The following is a 24,617-nucleotide window of genomic DNA, read 5'->3' on the forward strand; positions in this document are numbered from 1 at the left end:
CCCCTCTCCCGCAAGCGGGAGAGGGGCTAGTGCACTACGAGTGCAAGCGATGCGAGCCCCTCTCCCGTTTACGGGAGAGGGGTTGGGGTGAGGGCAAGCTTCTGCTCTTCACCCTGCAAACAAAGCATCACTTGCTAACCGCAAACTCGATCCGACGGTTCTGCGCACGACCTTCTTCAGTGTCATTGCTGGCGCGCGGTCTTTCCTGGCCATAACCCTTGGCGCTGAGCGTATCGGCGGCAACACCCAGCTCGCCCAGCTTGGCGACAACCGCATCGGCGCGTTGCTGGCTCAAGGTCACATTTGCTGCGGCATCGCCCGTGTTGTCGGTATGCCCACCTACCTCGATCTTGGTGCCTGCAGGTGCCTGCTTGATCGCGTTCGCCGCGCTGGTCAAGGTCTCCAGGCTGTCGCGGGTGATGGTGGCCGAACCTGTGTCGAAGTAGATGTTCATCAGGTTCAGGGCCTTGATCAGGTCATCGCCGCTGAAACCCGCTTTGAGCCCGGACAATGCCGCTGCCGCACGATCCCACAATCCACTGATCTCGAAGCCGCCGAACAGGCCACGCAGCTTGTCGCTGATGCTGAAACGATCGGCTTCGGACATGCCGCTGGTATCGATGTTGAGCTTGTCGCCATCGAAGCCGAACTTCAGGCCCTTGGCTTTGAGCTCCGGCAGCGCAGCGATAAGTTTGTCCATCCATCCAGCCGGCATGGTTGCCGGATCGACGGTGATGTTTCCGGACAGATTGCCCTCACCGAAGTTGGCTTTCAGCGCATCCCACAAACGGGTCTTGTCGGCGTCGCTGGCGACCTGGCCGCTGACCGTGACCTTGCCGTCCACATTCTCAAACCCAAAGCGTGGGTTGGCTTGTGCGACCGGTGCAGCAGGCTGCGTGCTGGCAGCCGGTTGCATCGGGGCCGGGGCAACAACTTCTTCCTTCTTGCAGCTGCGGAACAGCAGGAAGGCTGCAAGCAGCAGGATCAGTGGAAGCAGCCATTTCCAGAAGCCACCGGAGCTTCTGCTGGCTACGGTGCCACCGCCACTATAGCCGGCGGTGGGTGTGCTGGTTCCAAACCAACGCTCGTAGTCGGCCGGACGGGAAGTGGGGATCTTGCCGCCTTGGGTCAGCTGGCCGACGATCTTCGGCAACAGCCACGCACCGGCCATGTTGACTGCCGCGGCGGGAATGCCGAGCTTGCTGGCGATGCCGCTGGCCAGGTTCTGGCCGAAGCCGGCACTGAACTGGTCTGGTTGCAGTACGTTGTCGCCGGGCGTGGAGCCTATCCACGAAGCGAGCAGCCCATCAAGACCTGCATCGGTGAAGCGTTTCTGCAGGCCGGAAAAGCCGCCGTTGGCGGGATCGAAAATGGTATCGACAAGCTGGCGCACGAGGCGCCCTGCGTTGTCGCCGAGATGAAAGCGGCTGGCCGCTTCACGAATCAACGACTCGAACATATACGCCTCCGCAAGGGATGAACCGGGCTGGAATGAGCCGGCAGGCGTAAGGAGCGCCTAGCGCTGTTAAAGCTGGATGAATTCGTGGTTGGGGGTTCATGGGCTAGAAGCTTCCCCTCACCCCAACCCCTCTCCCGTGAACGGGAGAGGGGCTCGGATTGCTTGCGCTCGCAGTGCACTAGCCCCTCTCCCGCTTGCGGGAGAGGGGTTGGGGTGAGGGGAAGCTCTAAGCAAGCAATCCCCCCGAAAGACACCCAATCAGAACGTAAACCGCACCCGCCCATACCAATACGCGCCATTGCTGCCGATCGGCGACAACACGTCATACGGCAGGTTGCCGAAGTAGTAGATGTCCTCGTTCGACTTGTCCGGGTAGTTATCGGTCAGGTTCTGCCCGCCGATCGCTACGTTCCACTGAGGGGTGATGCGGTATTCCACTTCCGCATCCAGCTGCCACTCGGCCTGGTAGGTCTGGGTCGGGATATAGCCACCACCAAAATCGAACACACGCTTGGCGCTGCCATGGCGGCTCACGCGGCTGCTCAACGACCAGTTGTCATTGGCCCAGCTGGCGGCGAACTGCGCGCGGGTACGCGGTGCAGCGTCGGTCAACGTATTGCTCTCTTCCACGCCAAACAGCACGTAGTCCGGGTTCAGCGTCAGCAATTGCGAGGGCGTGGCGACGACGTTCTTCAATTCGGTCTTGGCATAGCTCCAGGTGCCGGTCAGCAGCAGCTCGCCGTCGCCCAGCGACTGCCGCCAGTTGCCGACAAACTCTGCACCACGGGTACGCGTATCGGCAGCGTTGACGAAGTAATGCGCGCTTTCCAGCCCGCCGATGCCGAACTGCTGCTGCACGAAATCGGTCAGCGCATCGCCGGTGATGCTTTCCGACAATGCGATACGGTCATCGATATCGATCTGGAACAGGTCCAGCGACAGGTCGAAATGGCTGCCGATCTGGCTGGTGAAGCCCAGGCTGTAGTTGATCGACTTTTCCGGCTTCAGGTCAGTAGCGCCCAAGGCACGTGCGATCGGATTGTTGACCGACAGCAGGCGGCCCTGCACCAGCTGGCCACCAGCGGTGTAGCCGGTCGAAGTTGATTCGTAGCCGATCTGGCTCAGCGATGGTGCGTGGAAGTTGTTGGAGACCGAGCCGCGCAGGGCGAAGGCCGGGGCAAACGCGTAACGCGCGCCGATCTTGCCGGTCAGCTCGCCGCCGAAATCTTCGTAGTGCTCATAGCGCGCGGCGATATCGGTGGAGAACTTCTCGCCGAAAGTGGACGACAGGCTGGTGTAGGCGCTGATCACATCGCGCGACAGATCGGCTTCATCCTGCGGCGTCAGGCCACCACCGGCCTGCGAACCAGTCGGGCGGTCGGTGTAAGGACCGGCGGCATAGCTGGCCGGGTCGCCAGCGCCGGTTTCGTAGCGCTCGTGGCGGCCTTCGATGCCAAAGCCGAGGCTGTGGGTGTCATTGGCACGCACGAAGATGCGGCCGAAATCCAGGTTGGCCACGGTCTGGGCGAAGCTGAAATCCGCGGTCTTGAAGCTGGTTGGGCTGGTCGGGCCAAGCGAAGCGTTGAGCGAGTTGCGCAGGCGATAGGTGAACTCGTTGCGGCCGTGGTCGAGGCTGGCATCGTAGTTCCAGTCGCCCAGTTCGCCACGGGCACCGGCCACCAGCTGTACGTCCAGGTTCTCACCTTCGGAGATCGGGCGGTAACCGTTCGGGTACAGCTCCTTCCAGTTGGCCTCGCCATCCGGGTAACGGAAATAGTTGGCACCTTCGGTGTCGCGTTGGTTGTAGGTGCCGAAGGCATAGGCCTTGGAGGCAGTGCCGAACGGAATTTCGGCATTGAACCAGGCATTGAGGTCCTTGCTGGCGCCATCGCCCAGCGAGTAGTTGCGCTTGCCGGCCAGGGCCAGATTGTCCGGGGTCTGCGCTTCCCACGGCGGGATCTGGTCGAAACCGGCGCGGTTGGTGGCTTCGCGGTTCTTCAATTCCAGGCCGACGCGCAGGAAACCGCCGTCGTCGGTCAGCCCGGTGCCGACCTTGGCGCTGAAGAAGCTGGTCTGGCCATCGGTGAGGGTGCGGTCGATCGGCTTCAGGTCGGTGTGGTGCGCGCCGAAGCTGGCCTCGATGGCGCCGCCTTCCGGGGCGTCGTCGAGGATCACGTTGATGACGCCGGCTACCGCATCGGAGCCATACAGCGCGCCGGCGCCGTCACGCAGCACTTCGATGCGCTTGATCGCACTGACCGGAATCGCATTGAAATCGACCGGCGTGGTGCCCTTGCCGATCTTGCTGTCGGTGTTGACCAGGGCACTGTTGTGGCGGCGCTTGCCGTTGATCAGCACCAGCACATGGTCCGGCGACAGGCCGCGCAACTGCGCAGCGCGAACATGGTCAGCACCGCCGGAGTTGGACTGGCGCGGGAAGTTGAACGAGGGCAGTAGTGCCTGCAGCGCGCTGCCCAGCTCACCGTTGACCACGCCGGCCTTGCGGATGTCCTCGGCGCTGAGCACGTCCACCGGCGAGGTGGATTCCAGCACGGTGCGATCCACGGCGCGGGTGCCGGTGACGATCACCGTGTCCAGATTGGTGGCCTGCTGGGCGTTCTGGGCAAAAGCGGGGGAAGACAGCGCCAGCGCGATGGCCAGGCCTAGCGGGGCCGAGGTGGGGCGGGACATGGGAACTCCGGGAATACGTTGGGGAAGGGCAGGGAGAGGGATTGCGGATGACGTCAAGACTTACATCCATCCGGATGAAGCGATATATTATCTTCGCGTTAACAGCGCCTGGGATGCAAGTCCTGCTGGCAATTGGCTGATAACCAAACGCGATATCCCTTGCGGTGCCTTGGATGCCACCGTGTTGCTCTTGCCCGGAGGTTTTCCATGAAGTTGCACGCTGTCCTGTTGCCCCTGCTGTTTGCCGTTGCCGCCAGTGCCAACGCTGCCCCACCTGCTGCGGAGCCGGCGCCGAGCGCGCAGCTGCACGGCGATGCCGCGCGGCCGGCCGAGGCCGGCGGTTGGGTGCGTAGCGAGTTGTATTTCGGCGTGGGCGAGGAAACCGGGCCTTCGGCCCGTGAGCAGACCGACGTGATCAGCGAGGCGCAATGGCGCGCCTTCCTCGACAAGGAAGTCACGCCGCGTTTTCCCGATGGCCTGACCGTGTTCGATGCCTACGGCCAGTGGCTGTTCCGCGGCGCGCCCGAGCCGAACCGGCTGCGCACCAAGGTGCTGGTGATCCTGCATGAGGACAGCGCGCAGCGCCGCAACGACATCGAAGCCATCCGCCTGGCCTGGAAGCAGGCTACCAAGCACCAGTCGGTGCTGTGGTCGCGGCAGCCGGTCGAGGTTTCGTTCTGATCAGCACTGGATCGGCTAGCCTGAGGGCAGCTTCCAGTCGCAGATGAGCGCTTCGATGATGCCTCTGATATCCGTATCCCTCTGCCGAGATGCAGCCTGTGGCCTGCTGGTCGCAGTGGTTTCGCTGTTGGCAGCGCCAGCATTCGGGGCAGATGACAGCCAGATCCGCTTCGAAGTCGCAGCTGGCGTGAGCGCGCATGCGCGATTGCTGGACGATGGCAGCGTGGAGGTGGGTACCAATCGTTCAAAGGGCCGGCAGGTGCTGCCGGCGTCCACGGATGAGGAAGGCGGCGGCACGCGCCTGGGCCACGCTGACTACAACTTCGACGGCTATCAGGACCTGGACACCAGCGCGACGCTGGGCCAGGTCAACGAATCGGTCACGGTTTACCTGTTCGAGCCGGCCAGTGGGCAGTTCCGCGCGTTGGCCGCACCCGAGGCGCCGGAGATCAGCTGCGAAGGCTTCTGGTCGCTGACCCCGGACCCCGCCACACGCACATTGAGCAGCAGTTGCCGCAGCGGGCCAATGTGGTACAGCGACATTTACCGCTACCAAGGCAACCAGATCTACCTGTACCGCTCGATGCGCAATGCCTTCATCGACACCGAAGGCCTGGCGCAGGTGGTGGATCTGGGGCCAGTGGAAGATGCCGAGATACTGACGGTCTGGAGCACCTGGGACGCGGCAGGCAAACGGCTTGAGAGCGCGCTATGGAATGCATTCGATCCGCCTCTGGAAGATGTCCCTATGCAGGGCCGCAGCGCATCGGTGGTGCCGGTAAAGCTGCCGCTGTACAGCAGGGCGGGCGACACCACCACCAAGCGCTACCTGCTCAAAGGCGACCGCGTCGAGCTTATGGACGAAGCCGATGGCTGGCTGCAGCTGCGCTATCGCAATCCCAGCCGTGGCCCGGTGCTGGGCTGGGTGAAACTGCCCACCAACGAATGATCTGTTCCATCCGCACGCATTTTCCCGGCGTTACCATCGCTCCGCTTTCCTGACGATATCCCCCATGAATTCTTCCGCATCCGCATCTCGTCCACGTTGGTTCGTCCCCAGCGATCTGAATGGCTTCTTCGGTCTGGTGGTCGACAACCTGTCGATCCTCGGTTTCATCGCGATGGCGCTGGTCGGCATCTTCCAGTTCCCGGCCGACGTGGTGTTCGGCCGCATGTTCCCCGGCACCGCCTTTGGTGTGTTGATCGGCAACCTGATGTACACGGTGATGGCACGCCGTCTGGCTGCCCGCAGCGGCCGCGATGACGTCACCGCGATGCCGCTGGGGCTGGATGCACCGACCAGCATCGGCATGGCACTGCTGGTGCTGGGCCCGGCCTTCGTTGGCTTCAAGCAGCTGGGCATGGACCCGCAGGCGGCGGCGATGACGACCTGGAAGCTGGGCATGGCCTCGCTGGTGGTGATGGGCCTGCTCAAGCTGGTGCTGTCCTTCGTCGGCGATGCGGTTACCCGCCACGTGCCGCGTGCGGCGCTGCTCGGCTCGATCGGCGGCGCGGCGCTGACCCTGCTCGGCTTCCTGCCGCTGATCGAAAGCATGCGCCAGCCGCTGGTTGGCCTGGTCACTCTGGGCGTGCTGCTATACGTGCTGGTCGCTCGCGGCGTTGTGCCGCTGCGCTTGCCGGGTGTGCTGTTCGCGCTGCTGGTTGGTGTGGTGCTGTATTACGGACTGGGCGCGGCGGGCGCACTGACCGGCTTCCAGTGGCCGCCGGCTATTTCCTTCGCCGTGGCGCTGCCGCTGCCGACACTGGGCTTCGTCGAAGGCCTGCCGTTGACCGTGCCTTATCTGTCACTGTTGCTGCCGTTTGGCCTGCTGATGGTGGTGGGCGGCATCAATGTGGCCGAGAGCGCGCGCGCTGCCGGTGATGACTACCGCACCCGTGACATCCTGCTGGTCGAGGCCATTGCTACGCTGGTGGCCGGTGTCTGCGGCGGTGTCGCACAGACCACGCCGTATATTGGCCAGCCGGCGTACAAGCGCTTGGGCGCACGCACTGGCTACACGCTGCTGACCGGTCTGTTCATCGGCATCGGCGGCATGTTGGGCGTCGTCGCTGGGTTGGTGCAGTGGCTGCCGGTGGCGGTGCTGGCACCGATCATTGTTTTTGTCGGCCTGGACATCACCGTGCAGGCTTTCCAGCAGACCAAACGTGAGCACGCGATTGCGGTCGCGCTGGCCTTCCTGCCGGCGATTGCCTACCTGATCAACATCAAGTTCGGCACCTGGGTAGCACCGGATGCGGCGGCAGCCATGTATGGGGCGGTCGACGGCCATGGCCTGTCGGATGTGGCCACGCTGCAGTTGCTTGGCAATGGTTTCATCATCTCGGCGATGATCTGGGCAGCGGCACTGGTTGCCTTGATCGAGCGTCGCGCTGGCGTGGCGGTAAGCTTGCTGTTCGTGGCTGCCGCGCTGAGTGCGTTCGGCGTGATCCATTCCACCGATCCGCGCGGCGGCATTTACCTGCCGTGGCAGCTGGAAGGCCTGCGTCAGGCCATCAGCTTGCAGGTGTCTGCTGCCTATGCGGTGCTGGCGGTCGTCATCGGCCTGATGTCGCTGCAGAAACAGCGTTGATGCACGAGGCTTGAACCGCAGGGGAACCCGGCGGGATAAACAGGGTCACACCATCACATGCAACGAAGGTGCAAGTGATGCAGAAGCGCAAAGCAGTGTGGCCCTGGGCAGTGGTTGGCGTCGTCGCGGTTGGCGGCGCTGCATGGTGGATGTTCCGTGATGATGTAGCGCAGCTGCGCCAGTCCGTGCCGGCCGTTTCGACGCCGGCTGACGGCCCAGCGACGCCGGCAATCCAAGCGCCAGGCGCGACGCAACCCGCGGCCGCAGCAAAGTATCCGCTCGATGTCGCAGCCGATCCGGCCTTGCCAGCACTGGCAGATAGCGATTCCTCCAGCTGGCAGGCATTGAGCGGCTTGTTCCCGGTAGAAGCCCTGGCCGTGCTGCTTCGCGAAAATCTGATCCAGCGCGTGGTGGTGCATGTGGACAACCTGACCCAGCCCAGCCTGCCCGGTTCGGCGATGGCGCTGCGGCCGCTGCCTGGCACACTTTTGGTGGAGCAGGGCAGTGCCGGCGGCGAGCAGCTTGCCGCCGCCAACGCCGCGCGCTATGCCCCATTTGTTGATGCTTTTACACAGGCCGATGCGGGCGCCGTCGCGGCGGCCTACACCCGTTTTTATCCCTTGCTGCAGCAGGCCTATCGCGACATCGGCCACCCTGACGGCCATTTCAATGACAGGTTGGTGGCGGTGGTCGACCACCTGTTGCAGACCCCCGAGCCGGCCCGGCCGCTGGCGTTGGAGCCTGATGGCAAGGGCCGCTATCGCTTCGTCGACCCGGCCCTGCAATCGCTGTCGGTAGGCCAGAAAGCCTTGCTGCGCATGGATGCCAGCCAGCAACAAGCGGTAAAACAGCAGCTGCGGACCTTGCGCGCGGCGATCACGCGGGGCTAAGTAGCGCCAGCGCTTGCGTTGGATCAAGGATGCGGCCAAACAGGCCAGTGATACTGGCCTTGGATTTCGATTGCAGCTGAACAAGGGCGCTATTCACCCTTGAATCACGCCGTTGCAACCGCATCTGAATCAATATCGCCAGCAATGCTGGCCTCCCAACTTTGAGGAAGAAGACCCATGCGGATGGATAAGCTCACCTCCAATTTCCAGAAAGCCTTGGCAGATGCCCAGTCGCTGGCGGTTGGCCGTGATAACAACATCATCGAGCCGGTGCATGTGCTCAGCGCGCTGCTCGATCAGCCCGGTGGCAGCAGCCGGCCCTTGCTGGCCCAGGCCGGCGTCAACGTGCCGGTGCTGCGCGAGCGGCTGACCGAGGCGCTGGATGCCTTGCCCAAGGTGTCCGGCCAGGCCGGCAGCCTGTCGATGGGCAACGATCTCAATCGCCTGCTCAACAACACCGACAAGCTGGCCCAGCAGCACAACGACCAGTTCATCGCCAGCGAGTGGTTCCTGCTGGCGGCAGTGGACGATGGCGGCCCGGCCGGCATGGCCCTGCGTGCTGCTGGTGCCGATAAAAACAAAGTAAAAGCCGCGATCGACAAGCTGCGCGGCGGAGAAACCGTGCAAAGCGAAAACGCCGAAGAGCAGCGCCAGGCGCTGGAAAAGTACACCATCGACCTGACCGCGCGTGCCGAAAGCGGCAAGCTCGACCCGGTGATTGGCCGCGACGAGGAAATCCGCCGCACCATCCAGGTGCTGCAGCGCCGTACCAAGAACAACCCGGTGCTGATCGGCGAGCCCGGCGTGGGCAAGACCGCGATTGTCGAAGGTCTGGCCCAGCGCATCATCAACGACGAAGTGCCCGAAGGCCTGCGCGGCAAGCGCGTGCTCTCGCTGGATATGGGCGCGTTGATTGCCGGTGCCAAGTTCCGCGGCGAGTTCGAAGAGCGGCTGAAGGCCGTGCTCAACGACCTGTCCAAGAACGAAGGTCAGATCATCCTGTTCATCGACGAGCTGCACACCATGGTCGGCGCCGGCAAGGGCGAGGGCGCAATGGATGCAGGCAATATGCTCAAGCCGGCGCTTGCGCGTGGCGAGCTGCATTGCATCGGCGCCACCACGCTGGACGAGTACCGCCAGTACATCGAGAAGGACGCTGCGCTGGAGCGCCGTTTCCAGAAGGTGTTTGTCGGTGAGCCCACTGTCGAGGACACCATTGCCATCCTGCGTGGCCTGAAGGAACGCTACGCGGTGCACCATGGCGTGGAGATCACCGATCCGGCCGTGGTTGCGGCTGCGACGCTGTCGAACCGCTACATCACCGACCGGCAGCTGCCGGACAAAGCCATCGACCTGATGGACGAGGCCGCCTCGCGCATCCGCATGGAGATCGACTCCAAGCCGGAGGAACTTGATCGTCTGGAGCGTCGTCTGATCCAGCTCAAGATCCAGCGCGAAATGCTGAAGAAGGAGAAGGACGACGCCTCGCGCAGGCGCCTGGCCGATCTGGAAGCCGACATCGACACGCTGGAACGCGAGTTCTCCGACCTCAACGAAATCTGGAAGTCGGAGAAGGCTGCGCTGCAGGGCGCAACCAAGATCAAGGAGCAGGTCGAGAAGGCCAAGCTGGATCTGGAAGCCGCACAGCGTCGCCAGGATTTCGCCAAGATGAGCGAGATCCAGTACGGCCTGCTGCCGAACCTAGAAAAGCAGCTCGCTGCCGCGCAGGAAGTGGACCGCAAGGACTTCCGGCTGGTGCAGGACAAGGTGACCGATGAGGAAATCGCCGAGGTCGTCTCGCGCTGGACCGGTATTCCGGTCAGCAAGATGCTCGAAGGCGAGCGCGACAAGCTGCTGCGCATGGAAGACATGCTGCACAACCGTGTGGTTGGGCAGGAAGAAGCAATCCGCGTGGTCTCCGACGCGGTGCGGCGTTCGCGCGCTGGCCTGTCGGATCCGAATCGCCCGAGCGGCTCGTTCCTGTTCCTGGGCCCGACCGGCGTGGGCAAGACCGAGCTGACCAAGGCGCTGGCCGACTTCCTGTTCGACTCGCCTGACGCGATGGTGCGAATCGACATGAGTGAGTTCATGGAGAAGCACAGCGTGTCGCGGCTGATCGGTGCTCCCCCGGGTTATGTGGGCTACGAAGAAGGTGGCTACCTGACCGAGGCGGTGCGTCGTCGCCCGTACAGCGTGATCCTGCTGGACGAAGTGGAGAAGGCGCATCCGGATGTGTTCAACATCCTGCTGCAGGTGCTGGACGACGGTCGTCTGACCGACGGCCAGGGCCGCACGGTGGACTTCCGCAACACCGTCATCGTGATGACCTCGAACCTGGGCTCGCACCAGATCCAGGACATGAGCGGCGACGACAGCCCGGAAGCCTATACGCAGATGAAGGCGGCGGTGATGGGCGTGGTGCAGGCGCACTTCCGTCCGGAATTCATCAACCGCCTGGACGACATCGTCGTGTTCCACCCGCTGGACAAGCAGCAGATCAAGCAGATCGCACGCATCCAGATGCGTGGGCTGGAGAAGCGGCTTGGCGAGCGTGGCCTGAGCCTGGAGGTGTCGGATTCGGCCTTCGATGTATTGGGCAATGTTGGTTTCGACCCGATCTATGGCGCCCGTCCGTTGAAGCGTGCGATCCAGGCCCAGCTGGAGAACCCGCTGGCGCAGAAGATTCTGTCTGGCGAGTTTGTCAGCGGCGACACCATCAAGGTGGAAGCCGGTGGTGGCGGGCAGTTGCAGTTTGGCAAGGGCTGAGAGTCGGAGCCAAAGCTGCAAAAGCTCTAAGAGCTGCCCTCACCCCAACCTCTCTCCCGCATGCGGGAGAGGGGCTAGGATCGTGTCGGCGGCTAGTGCATTAGCCCCTCTCCCGTTTACGGGAGAGGGGTTGGGGTGAGGGGAAGCTTCTAGCTAGGTATGCGGGCTTTTCGAAAATGCATCAGCTCACAACGCCCCCTCACAAGTAACCCCTGCAACCGTCCACCGGTTGCCATCCATCCTCGGCTATCGTCAGCGGTCACTCCTTAGCGAGCACTCCGATGACCGATCCGCAGTGGAAGCCTGAAACCATCGCCGTGCACGGCGGCTATTCCCCTGATCCAACCACGCGCGCTGTCGCGGTGCCGATCTACCAGACCGTTGCCTATGCCTTCGACGACACCCAGCACGGTGCCGATCTGTTCGACCTCAAGGTGCAGGGCAATATCTATACCCGCATCATGAACCCGACCACCGATGTGCTGGAGAAGCGCATCGCGGCGTTGGAAGGCGGCATCGGTGCGTTGGCGCTGGCTTCGGGCCAGGCCGCCATCACCTACGCCATCCAGACCATTGCCGAAGCCGGCGACAACATCCTGGCTTCCAGCGCGTTGTACGGTGGCACCTACAATCTGTTCGCGCATACACTGCCGCAGTTCGGCATCCAGACCCGCTTTGCCGACTACCGTGATCCGCAGGCCTTTGCGGCCTTGATCGACGAGCGCACCAAGGCGGTGTTCGTCGAGTCGATCGGCAACCCGCGCGGCAACATCACCGATATCGAAGCCATCGCCAAGATCGCCCACGCCCATGGCGTGCCGGTGATCGTCGACAACACCGTGGCTACGCCATATCTGCAGCGCTCCTTCGATTTCGGCGCCGATATCGTCGTGCACTCATTGACCAAGTATCTCGGCGGCCATGGCACCAGCCTTGGCGGCGCGATTGTCGATTCGGGTCGTTTCCCGTGGGCCGAGCACAAGCAGCGCTTCCCGCGTCTCAATACGCCGGATGTGAGTTACCACGGTGTGGTCTATACCGAAGCACTTGGCCCTGCGGCATTCATCGGCCGTGCGCGGGTGGTGCCGTTGCGCAACATGGGCGCGGCGATTTCACCGTTCAACGCATTCCAGATTCTGCAGGGCATTGAAACGCTGGCGCTGCGTATGGATCGGATCAACAGCAACACGCTGGCGGTGGCCAATTATCTGCAGAAGCACGCGAAAGTCGCCTGGGTGAACTACGCCGCATTGCCGGATCACCCGGAGCATGCGCTGGTGCAGAAGTATCTGCGCGGGCATGGCTCGGGTGTGCTGACCTTCGGTTTGCCGGGTGGGCGAGAGGCTGGAGCGCGCTTCCTGGATGCGCTGCAGTTGTTCACGCGTCTGGTGAATCTTGGGGATGCCAAGTCATTGGCTACGCATCCGGCGTCCACCACGCATCGGCAGTTGGATGCGGCGGAGTTGGAGAAGGCAGGGGTGACGCTGGATACCGTGCGTCTGTCGGTGGGCATCGAACATATCGATGACTTGCTGGCCGATCTGGAGCAGGCGTTGGCTGGGGCTTGAGGTATAGATCAAGAGCTGGGTCTGCTTGTTAGAAGCTTCCCCTCACCCCAACCCCTCTCCCGCGCGCGGGAGAGGGGCTAGAGCACTACGAGCCGCAGCATTGCTAGCCCCGCTCCCGCATGCGGGAGCGGGCCGGTGCACCAACAGTCGACGCGATCCGAGCCCCTCTCCCGCGCGCGGGAGAGGGGTTGGGGTGAGGGCAGCTTTCAGCTCTTACCAAGCAACCGTAAACCGCTCGCCAACATGCTTAGGCGCATCCAGCTCATCCACCACCGCCACCGCCAGATCCGCTGCACTGATCGTGCCCGGGCCATCGCCGGTGCTCAGCGGGGTCTCGCCGCCAACCCGGTACTTGCCGGTGCGCTCGGTCGCGCTACCCGGGTGGAAGGCAACCGGCGGGCTCAGCTGGGTCCAGGCCAAGGCGGTCTCATTGCGCAGCTCGGTCAGCGCATCACGTGCGGCACTGGCGCCGGGATAGATCGCGGCCGGGAAGTTGGGCGAATCAACCAACTGGGTGCCGTCCGGCGCATACAGGCTGCCAGCACCACCAATCACGATGTAACGCTTCACGCCTGCGGCCTTGGTGCCGGCGATGATCGCGCGGGTGCCGCGCAGGAACTCGTTGTACAGGTCCGGGTTGGCCCAGCCGGCGTTGTAGGCGCTGATCACCGCATCGGTACCGGCAACGGCGGCATGCACTTCATCGGCATTGAGCACATCGGCCTTGACCACCTGCAGCTTCGGGCGGGCTTCCAGCTTGGCCGGGTCGCGGACCAGCGCGGTCACGTCATGGCTGCGGGCCAGCAGTTCGTCGAGTACGGCCTTGCCGACAAAGCCGGTGGCACCGATCAGGGCAACTTTCATGGGAACGTCCTTGGGTGGGAATGTGGCCAGTGTCCGCCGATGGCGGCGGCAGCGGCAGTCGCAAAAAATCACAACCACCTTGAAGCTGTGCTTCACAATGGAGGAACGGAGGTTTCCCATGGACAGCGTCAAACGGATGGCCTTGTTTGCCCAGGTGGTGCAGCACGGTTCGATGAGTGCGGCGGCGCGGGCGCTGGGCATGAGTACATCGGCGGTGAGTCAGCAGGTACGCGCCTTGGAGCAGGACGCGGGAGTGGCCTTGCTGCACCGCTCGACGCGGCGGCTGGCGCTGACCGACGTGGGTAGCCGCTACTACGCTGCCTGCGCGCGCCTGCTGGATGCGGCCGGCGAAGCCGAGGCGGAGTTGTCGGCTGCCCGACAAGCACCCAGCGGTGAGCTGCGGCTGTCGGCGCCGCTGGGTATGGCCGCACATATCGGCCCGGCCTTGGGAGCTTGGCTGCAGGACAACCCGCAGCTGCGCCTGCACCTGTTCTTCGACGATGGTTGGACCGACCTGTTGCAGGCACGCATCGATGTGGCGTTGCGCTTCGGCCAGCTGCCGGACAGCGACTGGATGGCGCAACGCCTGGGCAGCCTGCAACGCTGGCCCTGCGCGGCGCCGGCATGGCTGCAGCGGCATGGCGTTCCCGACGATCCGTTGCAGGTGCCGGCGGCCGAATGGCTGGGCATGCCGCAGGTGCCGGGGCTGGTCTGGCGGCATCGCGAAAACAGCGAGGAGCGGTTGGTGCCCGCGCACCCGCGCATTGCCAGCCAGAACCAGCCGGCGGTGCTGCGCCTGTGCGAGGCCGGCCTGGGCGTGGCCGTGCTGACCTGCCTTGATGCCTCGCCGCTATTGGATGCAGGCAGCCTGCAGCGGCTGCTGCCGGAGTGGGAGGTGCCGCCATTGCCGGCCTGGGCGGTTACTCCGCATCGACAGACCCAGCCAGCCAAGGTGCGCCATGCCATCGACCTGCTGCAGGATTACCTGGCGCGCGTGCCGGGTGAGCCGGCAGCGACTGCGCAAGATCGGAACCGCGCGACCTGAGCGGTGGCGTTGCAATGGCATCACCTTCCACGGAGACATCGCAATGAAAGCCAGTGTCGCGCAGTTGCCACGCCTGGACCGGGTCATCGCCTGCCTGCAACAAAGCATTGATGTCGGCGGTCCATTGCCGGATCTGGATGCACTGGCGGCCATCGCCCATTACTCGCCGTTTCATTTCCATCGTGTGTATCGCGCGCTGACCGGCGAGACCATTGGTCGTACCGTGCAGCGGCTGCGCGTGGTCAAAGCCTTGCAGCGCTTGGCGCATAGCGATGCCAGTGTCACCGAGATCGCGCTGTTGGCCGGCTACGACACGCCGCAGGCCTTGGCGCGGGTGCTGCGCGAAACCGTGGATGCCAGCGCCAGTGAGCTGCGGCTTGATCCCAAGCGTTTGTCGGCCAGCATCGAACAGTTGTCGCGGCCATTGCCGTCAGCCGAAAAATCCGCGCCACTGAGTGTCGAAGTCGTAGCCTTGGAACCATTCGAAGTGGTGGCACTGCGTGCGCAGGGTGCCTTTGATGATCTGGATGGTGTGTTCGGTGAGTTGTTCGGCTGGGCTGCAGAGCAGGGCCTGATCGAGCAGTTGCAGCAGCTAATCGGTATGCCTTTGGGCGATCACCGCGAGCTGCCTGCCGAGGAACTGCTGTTCGATTGCGCGTTGGCGTTCGACGCGGAACTGCCAGCGTTGCCGGCATCACTGCAACGGCAGGTGCTGGGTGGCGGCCGCATGGCGCGGCTGCGCCATGTCGGCAGTTACTCGCTGCTGGAAGACGCCACCGACCAGCTGCTGCGTGATTGGTTGCCGGGCAGCGGCCACGCCTTGCGCGATGCGCCGCTGCACTACCATTTCCTGGATGACCCGGAAGAAGTTCCTGAGGCCATCCTGCGCGCCGATGTTTACGTACCGCTGGCGGCCGGCTGAGGCATGCCCGGGCGCAGGCTGCGGTAGGGCGGGGTGGACATGATCATCTCCGCCAGCGAATAGGCCAGCTCGCGCTCGGCCATCACCGTGCCATCGGCGCCGTGGTCGAGCAGATGCTTGACCTCGGCATCGCTGTGGGCGCGGGCCAGTAGGGTCAGGTTGGGGTTGATCGCGCGCAATTTGGCCAACACTTCACCGGATTCCAGCGGCTGGGGAATCGCCAGCACTGCAATCGTCGCGCGCTCGGGATGCGCTTCGGCCAACACCTTGTCCGAGGCCGCACTGCCGCGGATGCCGGGAATACCGGCAGCGTGCGCGCGTTCCACGTGCTCGCGGTTGTCGTCGATCACCAACACAGGCACACCGCGGTCACGCAGCACCTGCGCCAGCTCGCTGCCAACCCGGCCATAGCCGACCACGATGGCGTGGTCCTGCAGGTCCAGCGACGGGCCTGGTGGGATTTCGGGTACTTCCGGTACCGGCGCGGTTTCCTTGTGGCGCGCCTGCCAGCGGTCGAGCAGGCCGAACACCACCGGGTTGAGCATGATCGAGACCAGTGCGCCGGCCAGTACCAGCGATTGCCCGGTCGGCGGCAGGATCTTCAGCGCCACACCGAGGCCGGCAATGATGAACGCGAACTCGCCGATCTGCGCCAGCGACGCGGAAATCGTCAGCGCGGTGCTCTTGGAATGGCCGAACGCGCGCACGATGAAGAAGGCCGCAGCCGACTTGCCGAACATGATGATCAACACCGTCGCCAGCACCTGCCACGGATGCTCGACGATGATCATCGGGTTGAACAACATACCGACCGAGACGAAGAACAGCACCGCGAACGCGTCGCGCAGCGGCAGCGAGTCATGGGCTGCCTTGTGGCTGAGTTCGGACTCGTTGAGCATCATGCCGGCAAAGAACGCGCCCAGCGCGAACGACACGCCGAACAAGGCGGCAGCGCCGAACGCCACGCCCAGGGCAATCGCCAGCACGCACAGGGTGAACAGTTCGCGCGAGCCGGTGCCGGCCACTTTCTCCAGCACCCACGGAATGACGCGGCGGCCGACCACCAGCATCACCGCCACGAACAGCCCGAGCTGCACGAAGGTCCAGCCAATCGACGCCAACAAGCCACCGATGGACAACTCCTTGCCGGTTGCATCGGGGCCGAATACCTCGGCGATCACCGGCATCATCACCAGTGCAAGCACACAGGCCAGGTCTTCAACGATCAACCAACCCACCGCGATCTTGCCGCGCTTGGTTTCCAACAAGCGGCGCTCTTCCATTGCGCGCAGCAGCACCACGGTGGATGCGGTGGCCAGCGAGAAGCCGAAGATAACGCCATGCAGCACCGGCCAACCCATCAAGGTTGCCACGCCCCAGCCGAGCAAGGTGGCGACCAGGATCTGGCCGATGGCGCCGGGGATGGCGATGGCCTTGACCGCCATCAAGTCCTTCAATGAGAAGTGCAGGCCAACCCCGAACATCAGCAGCATCACCCCGATCTCGGCCAGCTGGTTGGCCAGCGCTTGGTCGGCAACAAAGCCCGGAGTGAACGGCCCCACGATGACACCGGCAATCAGATAGCCCACCAGCGGCGACAGCCGCAGTTTATTGGCCAGGGCACCAAGCACGAAGGCCAGGCCCAAGCCGATGGCAAGCATGTTGATCAGGGCGGTGTCATGGTGCATCAGGGCTCGCTGGGTCGGGTGGGGGATGCCTCGATTCTAAAGGTGCTACCGGTGTACATGCGGCTAAATGCCGGAAATATCCGATATTTTTTTGGAACTGAGGGGTGCGATGACCTCCTTGAAGGCCGTTCGCGCTGCGCCTTTCATGCCGTACGAGCGGCCTGCCACGGCTTCCTGGCCAGCACCGTGACCGCCGCCAACGCGGCAAACAGCCAGCCACTCCAGATGATTCCGCTTATCCCCAAGGCACCGATGAGGCTGCCACCGAGCGCGGCGCCCAGCACCACGCCAAGGTTGGCGGCGGAAACATACAGACTGGTGGCGAACTCGGGTGCCTCGGGCGCGGCCGAGCTCATCCACATCTGGCTGACGATCAATCCGCTGGCGTGGGCTGCACCCCACAGCAGGCAGATTGGCAGCATGCCGGCCAGCGCCGGTGAGGCGAAGCGCAGCAGTAGCGCGTAGGCCGCTGCCAGCAGTGCCGGGTATGCCAGCACGGTCCAACCGAGCTTGCGGTCCAAGGCGCGGCCTGCCAACAGATTACCGAGTACGCCGCCCACGCCGAAGACGCCGAGCAGCAGACTGATCGCCTCGCCGTCCAGCTGAGCTTGGCGGGCGAGGTATTCGGCCGCATAGCTGTAGACCGAGAACATCGCGGCGAACACGCACACCGCGGTTGCGATCGACAGCCACACCTTGCTCCTGCGCAGCACAGCCAGCGGATTGCCGGTCGTCGTCCGCGTTGTTCCGCGCCCATCAGGCAGCTTGATCCACAGGCCGATGGCGGCCGCGAGGTTCACTGCCGCGCAGAACAGGAACGGGGCCTCATAGGACAAGGCTGCTCCGACCCAACTTGCCACCGGCACGCCCAGCACCAGTCCCAATGTCGTGCCGGAGAAGGCCAGCGCAGTGGCATGCGCTGCGCGTTGCGGCGGGTAGAGCGCGATAGCAGAGGCAAAGGCCATCGAGAAAAACACCGGGTGCAGCAGTGCAGATGGCACACGCAGCGCCATCAATACCGCGAAGCTGGGTGCCCAGGCTGACAGCAGGCTGCACAGACTGAAGACCAGCAAGGACGCCACCAGCACCTTGCGGCGGTCGAAGCGAGCAAACCACAGCACCAGCGCGGGCCCGCACAATGCAACCACCGCTGCGAACAGCGCGACCAGCCAACCGGCTTGGGCGACGCTGATGCCATGGCGCTGGATGATGGCAGGCAGGATGCCGACCACGCTGAACTCGACGGCATACAGTCCGAACAACCCCAAGGCAATGAAGAGCAGCGCACTGGACCTGTTCATGGCTGCACCTCGTTGTGGCCGCCCAGCCCCGCTTTGGCAGCACGGGCCGAAGCATCGGCGGCTGCAAATCCATGGCGTCTGGCGAACCAAACCACCACCAGCGTTGCCAGCAACAGCACCAGCAGCACCGGAGCGAACGCAGCAACGCCCCAGTGGCCGAGCAGCGCACCGCCGATGGTGCCGCCACCAGCGATTGCCGCGTTCCAGGCAGTGACCAGCATGGATTGGGCGACATCGGCGGCGTCGCCGGTGGTCTTCGCCAACGCAGTCTGGAACAGAGTTGCGGCACCGCCGAAGGCAACACCCCAGACCGCGACTGCGGCGTAGACCACAAGCGGCGTTTCACTGGCCAGCCCGAGTGCCAGTGCTGCCGCGCCGAACAGTACGGTGCTGGCAAGCGTCAACACGCGCAGGTGCCGGTCGACCAGCACGCCGACGATCCAGATGCCCAACAGTGAGGTCATGCCGAACACCAGCAGCACCAGGTCGGTGCGCGCGCCCATGCCGGCGGCGCTCAGGAATGGTGCGATGTAGGTGTAGAGGATGTTGTGGGCCAGCACGAAGCCCAGCACCACGAACAGCACCGGGCGCACCCCGGCGATGGAGAACACCTGTCGCAGTGGCAACTGCCGGCTTGTCGACTGGCCGGCGAAGTCCGGCACCTTGAACCGTACCCACAGCATCAGCACCAGCGCCAACAGGCTCATCGCGCCAAAACAGACCCGCCAGCCCAGCAGGTTGCCGAACAAGGTGCCGGCCGGCACGCCCAGTGACAATGCCAGCGGCGTGCCCACCATCGCGATGGCAATCGCCTTGCCTTGTTGATGCACGGGCACCATGCGCGCTGCATAGCCCGCCAGCAACGCCCACAGCAGTCCGGCAGATACACCGGCGAGAAAGCGCGCCAGCATCGTCAGCGTGTAGCTGCTGGAGAAGGTGGTGACGGTATTGGCGATGGCGAAACCGGCGATTGCCGCCAGCAGCAGCGTGCGACGGCGTACACCCTGGGTAGCGCTGGTCAGTGGAATCGCCGCCAGCAGCGAGCCGATGGCGTAGATCGTCACGGTCTGCCCGATCCATGCCTCGGACACGCCGAGGCCACGTGCCATCTGTGGCAGCAGACCGGCCGGCAACGCTTCGGTGAGGATGGTGATGAAGCCGGCCATCGCCAGCGCCAGCAATGCGCCAAATGGCAGGCGTGCAGAGTTTGCGGCACACATCAACGTGGCTCCACTGCAGCGTAAACCGCATCGCGCAGCTCGGTAACGAAGCGCCCCGACATGCCTTCGTACAAAGTGTTGGTGAAGGCCACCACGCTCAGTCCCTGTGCCCGGTCCACGAACCAGGAGTGGCCGTAGGCGCCGCCCCAGCGCCAGGTGCCCGGCGATTCCGGGGTAGCGGCAAGTACCGGGTCGCGCAGCACCGAGAAGCCAAGGCCGAAGCCGAACCCCGGTGCGCTGGGCAGTTCCAGGCCAGCGGCCTGGTCGCGGCCCATTTCGGTGATCAGTTCGGCGGGCAGCAGGCGATTGCCGCCTGCTCGCAGTGTTTCCAGCAGGCGCAGCAGATCGCCGGCGGTACCTGCCATGCCGGCGCCCGCGGACGGAAAGGCTTGCGCATCGAAGATACGTGCCGGGCTATAGGTGATGCCGATGGCGCCATCGAAGGGCGAAACAATCTCACCCTCGGCCAGCAGGTGTGGCTGCGGGGTATCGCTTACATAGGCGCTCGCCACGCGCTGGGGATCACCGGCGACGAAGCCGGTATCGCCCATGCCCAGCGGACCGGTCAGCAACTGCTGCACGGCCTGCTGCAGCGGCGTGGCGTGGATGCGCTCGATCAAGGCACCCAGCACATCGGTTGCCAGCGAGTAGCCCCAGGCGCTGCCGGGTTGGTAGAGCAGCGGCACTTCAGCGATGCGGCGCAGGTTTTCCTGCAGGCTGATGCCGGAGGCATCCATGCCGTCGGAAACGCCAGCGCGGGCATACGCACCGTCAGCATCCGGCTCGAAGAATCGATAACCAAGGCCGGCGGTGTGGCTGAGCAGCTGGCGTGCGCTGATCTGCGCCAGCGACCCATCGGCCAATCGCGGCCGGAATTCCGGCAGCCAGCGTTCGATGCCGGCATCCAGGTCAAGTTTGCCCTGTGCCACCAACACCATGGCCGCAGCGGAAACGATGGGTTTGCTGACCGAAGCCAGCCGGAACAGGGTGTCCACGCGCATCGGGCGCGCGCTGGCGCGGTCGGCGAGGCCGCTGGCCTGGCGGTGGATCAACTCGCCGTCACGCGCGACCAGCACCACCGTGCCGACCAGACGCTGTTCGTCCAGGGCCTGCTGCACGACGGTGTGGATCGGGGCCAAAACCGGGTCAGGCGTGGCACGTGAGGGGAGGGGAAACGCGGGGGTCGTCATGGCGGCTGGCTTGCTTGGAATGGGCAGGCTGCGACGATAGAAATCCTTGGATTGAAGAAAAAGTAGGCTGTAGTTCCGTGATGCGCGGAATAAAATGTCCGCAATCAAGCGGAAGGCGGATCATGGACAGCCTCAACGGCTTCGTGGTGTTTGTGCAGGTGGCCGAAACGCGCAGCTTCGTCGCGGCCGGACGTGAGCTCGGGGTGTCGGCCTCGGCGGTCGGCAAGAGCGTGGCGCGGCTGGAAGAGAAGCTCGGTGTACGTCTGTTCCACCGCAGCACCCGCAGCGTGACCCTCACCGCCGAAGGCACGCTGTTCCTGGAGCGCAGCCGCCGCATCCTGGCCGAGATTGATGCCGCTGAGCTGGAGCTCTCGCAGGCCAGCGCGGCGCCACGCGGACGCCTGCGGGTCAGCCTGCCCTTGGTCAGTTCGTTGATGCTGCCGGTGCTGGGCGACTTCATGCGCGCCTATCCACAGATCGAGCTGGATCTGGACTTCACCGACCGCATGGTCGATGTCATCGAGGAGGGCTTCGATGCGGTGGTGCGCACCGGTGAACCGGCTGATTCACGCTTGTCGGCACGTCGTCTGGGCAATTTCCACATGCGGCTGGTGGCGTCGCCGGACTATCTAAAGCGCTGCGGCGTGCCGCAGACCACGGCCGACCTTGAGCAGCACAGTTGCCTGCACTATCGCTTCCCCAACAGCGGCAAGTTGGAGACCTGGGCGCTGCGGCGCGCAGCGGGCGAGGCCGAGCTGCAACTGCCGACTTCGATGATCTGCAACAACATCGAGACGCGCGTGTGCTTCGCGTTGCGCGGGCTTGGGATTGCCTATCTGCCGGATTTCGCCATCCGCGAACCGCTGGCAGCGGGGCTGCTGCAGCCGATCCTTGTCGATCAGGTGGGCGGCGCCGGTGTTTTCAATGTGCTGTGGCCAGCCAGCAAATACCCGTCGCCGAAGGTGCGGGCGCTGGTGGATTTCCTCTGCGCGAAGGTTTTCCCGGAAGGTGCCTGAGGCATTGCTCGCGCTGCAACGCGTTGTGGCCGGGCAGCAGCAATCCAGTGCAAAGAAGGTGCCCCGGTTTCCCAGGGCATCTTCCTTTCACGACATCGAACCGGTTTTACCAGGTGTAGCTGATACGGCCGTAGACGTAGGCGCCGTTGAAACCATACGGCGAGTAGTTGCTGTACGGCAGCATGCCCCAGGTCGAGTTCTGCAGATCGGCAGTGCGGTCCGGGTACTGGTCCAGCAGGTTGTCGGCACCCAGGGTCAGCTTCCAGTTTTCGCTGGGCTTGAAGCTGGCCGACGCATCCACAACCCAGCTGGCGTCGTAGGTCTGGTCGCGGGCAGCAGTGGCCGAGTTGCGCACGGTGAAGCTGCCGTAACGGGTGGCCGACAGGCCCAGTTCCCAACGGTCCGAGCGCCAGGTGCCACTGACGATGGCCTTGTCACGCGGGAAGCTGTCCTCGATGCGGCCGATCTCGTCGCGGCCGATCAGCGACTGGGTGATACCCAGGCTGCCGAACACCGCCGGCGAAGCGATGAACTTCTTCACTTCGGTCTCGTTGTAGCTGTATGCAGCGGTCAGTTCCAGATTGCTGGCAGCAAACGGGATGGTGTAGCTGGACACCGCATCGACACCGCGGGTGCGGGTGTCCACGCCATTGGTGAAGTAGGAGAACGCGGTGACCTGCGGCAGCCCAAGACCGGCCAACAACGCGTTGGCGGCGGCGTTGGTGGTGATGTTGGTGGACAGCACGATGCGATCGTCGATGTCGATCTGGTAGGCATCGACGGTCAGGTACAGGCGCTCAACCGGCTGCAGCACCAGACCAAGGCTGTAGGAGGTGGAGCTTTCGGCCTTCAGCGGGCTGGCACCCAGCGCCTGTGCGGCACGGCTGGTGGTGGGGAAGGTGCCACGGTCAACGAAGTTGCCGTTGATGATGGTGCTGGTGACCGCCTGGTAGCTCTGCTGGGCCAGCGACGGTGCGCGGAAACCACTGGACGCGGTGGCGCGCAGCGCGACCTTGTCGGTGAAGGCGTAGCGGGCCGACAGCTTGCCGGAGAACTTGTCGCCGAAGTCCGAGTAGTCCTCGTAGCGACCGGTCAGGCCAGCGGAGAACTTTTCGGTCAGGTCGGCTTCGAGCCCGGCATAGACGGCGTAGTTGTGGCGGTCGTTATGCACTTCGTTGGTCGGGGTGAAACCGCCGAAGCCCTGCGCGCCGCTGCCGGTGTAGGAGTTCAGTTCGCCTGCGGTCTGCTCCCACTTCTCGCGACGGTATTCACCACCGAAGGACAGCGTGACCGGGTAAGCCAGGCCCCAATCCAGCGACTTGGTGAGGTCGGCGTTGAAGATGTCCTGCTGGTACTTCAGCGTGCCGTCGTAGAACGAGCTGGGGCTGTTCACGCCCAGGCTGTAGTTGATGCTGTTGCGGGTGTGGAAATCCAGGGTGTTCTCACCGTGGTTGAGGCTGACGTCCCAGGTCCAGCCGCTCTCGGTATTGCCCTTGACGCCGGCCAGCAGCGAGCGATCCTTGGAGTACTGGTTGATCTGCGGCACGTAGCCGTCCGGATATACCTTTGCCAACAGCGCGGTCTGGCCGCTGTGGTTGGGCGAACGGTAGAACGCGAACGAGGTGATGTCGCGGTTGCTCAGCAACGCGCTGGCGTAGGCGCTGATGCTGTCGCTGAAGTTGAAGCTGGCATTGACCGAGGCAGCGGTGGCATCCACGCGCGGGTCGCCGACCACGAAGGTCTTTTCACCGATGGACGGGAAGTTGCCGGTGTTCGGCGCGGTGCCGCGGTAAGGACCGGCGCGGTTGCTTTCGTCCTGCTGGCTGACCTGGCCGGCGAAATGCACGCTGCCACGGCCATCGGCGAAGCTGACGCCGGTGTCGCCGGAGAGCTGGTACTTGTTGCCATCACCGGCCGAATACTGACCGTAATCCACGGCCAAGCTGCCGCCCTTGCCGCTGCCTTTGAGCACGATGTTGACCACGCCGGCGATGGCGTCGGAGCCGTATTGGGCCGATGCGCCGTCGCGCAGCACTTCCACGCGCTCGATGGCGGCGATCGGAATGGCATTGATATCCACTGCGGAAGAACCGCGGCCGATGCTGCCGTTGACGTTGATCATCGCCGAGGTGTGGCGACGCTTGCCGTTGACCAGCACCAGCACCTGATCAGGCGAGAGGCCGCGCAGCTGCGCCGGGCGGATGCCGCTGGTGCCGTCGGTCAAGGCCGGGCGCGGGAAGTTCAGCGAGGGTAGGGCGCGCGACAGCGCGGTGGCCAGTTCGCCGGTGCCGGTGGCCTGCAGCGCCTCCGGGGTGATGATGTCGATCGGCGACTGCGATTCGGCCACGGTGCGGTCGGCCACGCGGGTACCGGTAACGATCACGGTATCCAGGGTATTGGCGGCGGTCTGGGCCAGGGCGGGGAAGGCCGGGGCGCCAAGGGCGATGGCAATGGCGACGGCGAGGGTGCTGGACTTGCGGTTCATCAGGTTGCAGCTCCGGTATTGAGTGGCGGCATCGGCGGCGCGTGGGGTTCGCGGCTGTTGCGGTGCGCCATTAACGAATTAATGGAATTTTTACCTCGTGTCAAACCGGATGGCGCAGCTAAATTGTTGCTTTTGAAAGCTTTTTCAGTTCAGCAAAGGCGATTTGGCAATGCGAGTACTTGCTCCCTGTCAGGCAACGCCGTTCAGGCGCGTGCGATAACAGGAGGTGAGTCAAGTATT

Annotated in this window: 17 protein-coding genes; 9 read left to right on the top strand and 8 right to left on the bottom strand. The window is 64.1% G+C overall.

The features are described 5' to 3' along the window. Positions 1 to 127: 127 nt before the first annotated feature. Together ACVOLZ_RS08245 and ACVOLZ_RS08250 are read right to left on the bottom strand one after the other, a co-directional pair. Positions 128 to 1,459: an OmpA family protein gene (locus ACVOLZ_RS08245; RefSeq protein WP_481515735.1), complete on the bottom strand. Its 1,332-nt coding sequence runs from the start codon at positions 1,457 to 1,459 to the stop codon at positions 128 to 130. Between the two features lie 258 nt (positions 1,460 to 1,717). Then, complete coding sequence (locus tag ACVOLZ_RS08250; protein WP_481515736.1) at positions 1,718 to 4,150, bottom strand: TonB-dependent receptor plug domain-containing protein; 2,433 nt, start codon at positions 4,148 to 4,150, stop codon at positions 1,718 to 1,720. Positions 4,151 to 4,357: 207 nt separating this feature from the next. On the opposite strand from ACVOLZ_RS08250, the gene ACVOLZ_RS08255 reads away from it, so the two are divergent. The 6 genes from ACVOLZ_RS08255 to ACVOLZ_RS08280 all read left to right on the top strand — a co-directional run bounded on the left by ACVOLZ_RS08255 (position 4,358) and on the right by ACVOLZ_RS08280 (position 12,646). Next, complete coding sequence (locus ACVOLZ_RS08255) at positions 4,358 to 4,831, top strand: DUF3574 domain-containing protein (protein WP_481515737.1); 474 nt, start codon at positions 4,358 to 4,360, stop codon at positions 4,829 to 4,831. A 58-nt stretch (positions 4,832 to 4,889) separates the two neighbouring features. Continuing rightward, complete coding sequence (locus ACVOLZ_RS08260) at positions 4,890 to 5,780, top strand: XAC2610-related protein (RefSeq protein WP_481515738.1); 891 nt, start codon at positions 4,890 to 4,892, stop codon at positions 5,778 to 5,780. 64 nt (positions 5,781 to 5,844) lie between these two features. Continuing rightward, on the top strand, positions 5,845 to 7,422 hold the full coding sequence (locus tag ACVOLZ_RS08265; RefSeq protein ID WP_481515739.1) for a hypothetical protein: 1,578 nt from the start codon (positions 5,845 to 5,847) through the stop codon (positions 7,420 to 7,422). Between the two features lie 77 nt (positions 7,423 to 7,499). Beyond that, positions 7,500 to 8,312 (top strand): DUF3014 domain-containing protein, encoded by an 813-nt coding sequence (locus tag ACVOLZ_RS08270; RefSeq protein ID WP_481515740.1) that lies wholly within the window; start codon positions 7,500 to 7,502, stop codon positions 8,310 to 8,312. Positions 8,313 to 8,489: 177 nt separating this feature from the next. After that, entirely contained in the window at positions 8,490 to 11,078 is a 2,589-nt protein-coding gene (clpB, locus tag ACVOLZ_RS08275; protein WP_481515741.1) for an ATP-dependent chaperone ClpB, read from the top strand. Positions 11,079 to 11,359: 281 nt separating this feature from the next. Then, positions 11,360 to 12,646 (top strand): O-acetylhomoserine aminocarboxypropyltransferase/cysteine synthase family protein, encoded by a 1,287-nt coding sequence (locus ACVOLZ_RS08280; RefSeq protein ID WP_481515742.1) that lies wholly within the window; start codon positions 11,360 to 11,362, stop codon positions 12,644 to 12,646. Positions 12,647 to 12,859: 213 nt separating this feature from the next. Here ACVOLZ_RS08280 and ACVOLZ_RS08285 read toward each other — a convergent pair whose 3' ends face one another. After that, positions 12,860 to 13,510 (bottom strand): NAD(P)-dependent oxidoreductase, encoded by a 651-nt coding sequence (locus ACVOLZ_RS08285; RefSeq protein WP_481515743.1) that lies wholly within the window; start codon positions 13,508 to 13,510, stop codon positions 12,860 to 12,862. Positions 13,511 to 13,628: 118 nt separating this feature from the next. Here ACVOLZ_RS08285 and ACVOLZ_RS08290 point away from each other — a divergent pair, with 118 nt between their 5' ends. Next, entirely contained in the window at positions 13,629 to 14,555 is a 927-nt protein-coding gene (locus ACVOLZ_RS08290) for a LysR family transcriptional regulator (protein WP_481515744.1), read from the top strand. A 43-nt stretch (positions 14,556 to 14,598) separates the two neighbouring features. Continuing rightward, the gene (locus tag ACVOLZ_RS08295; RefSeq protein WP_481515745.1) at positions 14,599 to 15,477 is read left to right on the top strand and encodes an AraC family transcriptional regulator; all 879 of its coding nucleotides are present in this window, start codon (positions 14,599 to 14,601) and stop codon (positions 15,475 to 15,477) included. On the opposite strand, the gene ybaL is transcribed toward ACVOLZ_RS08295, so the two are convergent. From ybaL to ACVOLZ_RS08315, 4 genes are all read right to left on the bottom strand, one after another. Beyond that, positions 15,453 to 17,165 (bottom strand): YbaL family putative K(+) efflux transporter, encoded by a 1,713-nt coding sequence (gene ybaL, locus ACVOLZ_RS08300; protein ID WP_481515746.1) that lies wholly within the window; start codon positions 17,163 to 17,165, stop codon positions 15,453 to 15,455. The two genes, ACVOLZ_RS08295 and ybaL, sit on opposite strands and share 25 nt — an antisense overlap. Before the next feature lie 143 nt (positions 17,166 to 17,308). Next, on the bottom strand, positions 17,309 to 18,466 hold the full coding sequence (locus ACVOLZ_RS08305) for an MFS transporter (RefSeq protein WP_481515747.1): 1,158 nt from the start codon (positions 18,464 to 18,466) through the stop codon (positions 17,309 to 17,311). Further along, positions 18,463 to 19,686, bottom strand: a complete 1,224-nt coding sequence (locus ACVOLZ_RS08310; RefSeq protein ID WP_481515748.1) for an MFS transporter — start codon at positions 19,684 to 19,686, stop codon at positions 18,463 to 18,465. The genes ACVOLZ_RS08305 and ACVOLZ_RS08310 overlap by 4 nt, the downstream gene beginning before the upstream one ends. Then, positions 19,686 to 20,876 (bottom strand): serine hydrolase domain-containing protein, encoded by a 1,191-nt coding sequence (locus tag ACVOLZ_RS08315; protein WP_481515749.1) that lies wholly within the window; start codon positions 20,874 to 20,876, stop codon positions 19,686 to 19,688. The genes ACVOLZ_RS08310 and ACVOLZ_RS08315 overlap by 1 nt, the downstream gene beginning before the upstream one ends. A 122-nt stretch (positions 20,877 to 20,998) precedes the next feature. Between ACVOLZ_RS08315 and ACVOLZ_RS08320 the strand changes: the two genes are divergently transcribed. After that, positions 20,999 to 21,892 carry a LysR family transcriptional regulator gene (locus ACVOLZ_RS08320; RefSeq protein WP_481515750.1) on the top strand — a complete coding sequence of 298 codons (894 nt, stop codon included), beginning with the start codon at positions 20,999 to 21,001 and terminating at the stop codon, positions 21,890 to 21,892. A 106-nt stretch (positions 21,893 to 21,998) separates the two neighbouring features. Here ACVOLZ_RS08320 and ACVOLZ_RS08325 read toward each other — a convergent pair whose 3' ends face one another. Then, positions 21,999 to 24,377: a TonB-dependent receptor plug domain-containing protein gene (locus ACVOLZ_RS08325; protein WP_481515751.1), complete on the bottom strand. Its 2,379-nt coding sequence runs from the start codon at positions 24,375 to 24,377 to the stop codon at positions 21,999 to 22,001. Between the last annotated feature and the right edge of the window lie 240 nt (positions 24,378 to 24,617).

The sequence above is a fragment of the Stenotrophomonas sp. STEN020 genome, from assembly GCF_056760195.1.

What these genes read in the sequence shown, in the direction of transcription:
- ACVOLZ_RS08245 (WP_481515735.1), bottom strand. Translation starts at nt 1,459, where the DNA reads ATGTTCGAGTCGTTGATTCGTGAAGCGGCCAGCCGCTTTCATCTCGGC.
- ACVOLZ_RS08250 (WP_481515736.1), bottom strand. Translation starts at nt 4,150, where the DNA reads ATGTCCCGCCCCACCTCGGCCCCGCTAGGCCTGGCCATCGCGCTGGCG.
- ACVOLZ_RS08255 (WP_481515737.1), top strand. Translation starts at nt 4,358, where the DNA reads ATGAAGTTGCACGCTGTCCTGTTGCCCCTGCTGTTTGCCGTTGCCGCC.
- ACVOLZ_RS08260 (WP_481515738.1), top strand. Translation starts at nt 4,890, where the DNA reads ATGCCTCTGATATCCGTATCCCTCTGCCGAGATGCAGCCTGTGGCCTG.
- ACVOLZ_RS08265 (WP_481515739.1), top strand. Translation starts at nt 5,845, where the DNA reads ATGAATTCTTCCGCATCCGCATCTCGTCCACGTTGGTTCGTCCCCAGC.
- ACVOLZ_RS08270 (WP_481515740.1), top strand. Translation starts at nt 7,500, where the DNA reads ATGCAGAAGCGCAAAGCAGTGTGGCCCTGGGCAGTGGTTGGCGTCGTC.
- clpB (WP_481515741.1), top strand. Translation starts at nt 8,490, where the DNA reads ATGCGGATGGATAAGCTCACCTCCAATTTCCAGAAAGCCTTGGCAGAT.
- ACVOLZ_RS08280 (WP_481515742.1), top strand. Translation starts at nt 11,360, where the DNA reads ATGACCGATCCGCAGTGGAAGCCTGAAACCATCGCCGTGCACGGCGGC.
- ACVOLZ_RS08285 (WP_481515743.1), bottom strand. Translation starts at nt 13,510, where the DNA reads ATGAAAGTTGCCCTGATCGGTGCCACCGGCTTTGTCGGCAAGGCCGTA.
- ACVOLZ_RS08290 (WP_481515744.1), top strand. Translation starts at nt 13,629, where the DNA reads ATGGACAGCGTCAAACGGATGGCCTTGTTTGCCCAGGTGGTGCAGCAC.
- ACVOLZ_RS08295 (WP_481515745.1), top strand. Translation starts at nt 14,599, where the DNA reads ATGAAAGCCAGTGTCGCGCAGTTGCCACGCCTGGACCGGGTCATCGCC.
- ybaL (WP_481515746.1), bottom strand. Translation starts at nt 17,165, where the DNA reads ATGCACCATGACACCGCCCTGATCAACATGCTTGCCATCGGCTTGGGC.
- ACVOLZ_RS08305 (WP_481515747.1), bottom strand. Translation starts at nt 18,466, where the DNA reads ATGAACAGGTCCAGTGCGCTGCTCTTCATTGCCTTGGGGTTGTTCGGA.
- ACVOLZ_RS08310 (WP_481515748.1), bottom strand. Translation starts at nt 19,686, where the DNA reads ATGTGTGCCGCAAACTCTGCACGCCTGCCATTTGGCGCATTGCTGGCG.
- ACVOLZ_RS08315 (WP_481515749.1), bottom strand. Translation starts at nt 20,876, where the DNA reads ATGACGACCCCCGCGTTTCCCCTCCCCTCACGTGCCACGCCTGACCCG.
- ACVOLZ_RS08320 (WP_481515750.1), top strand. Translation starts at nt 20,999, where the DNA reads ATGGACAGCCTCAACGGCTTCGTGGTGTTTGTGCAGGTGGCCGAAACG.
- ACVOLZ_RS08325 (WP_481515751.1), bottom strand. Translation starts at nt 24,377, where the DNA reads ATGAACCGCAAGTCCAGCACCCTCGCCGTCGCCATTGCCATCGCCCTT.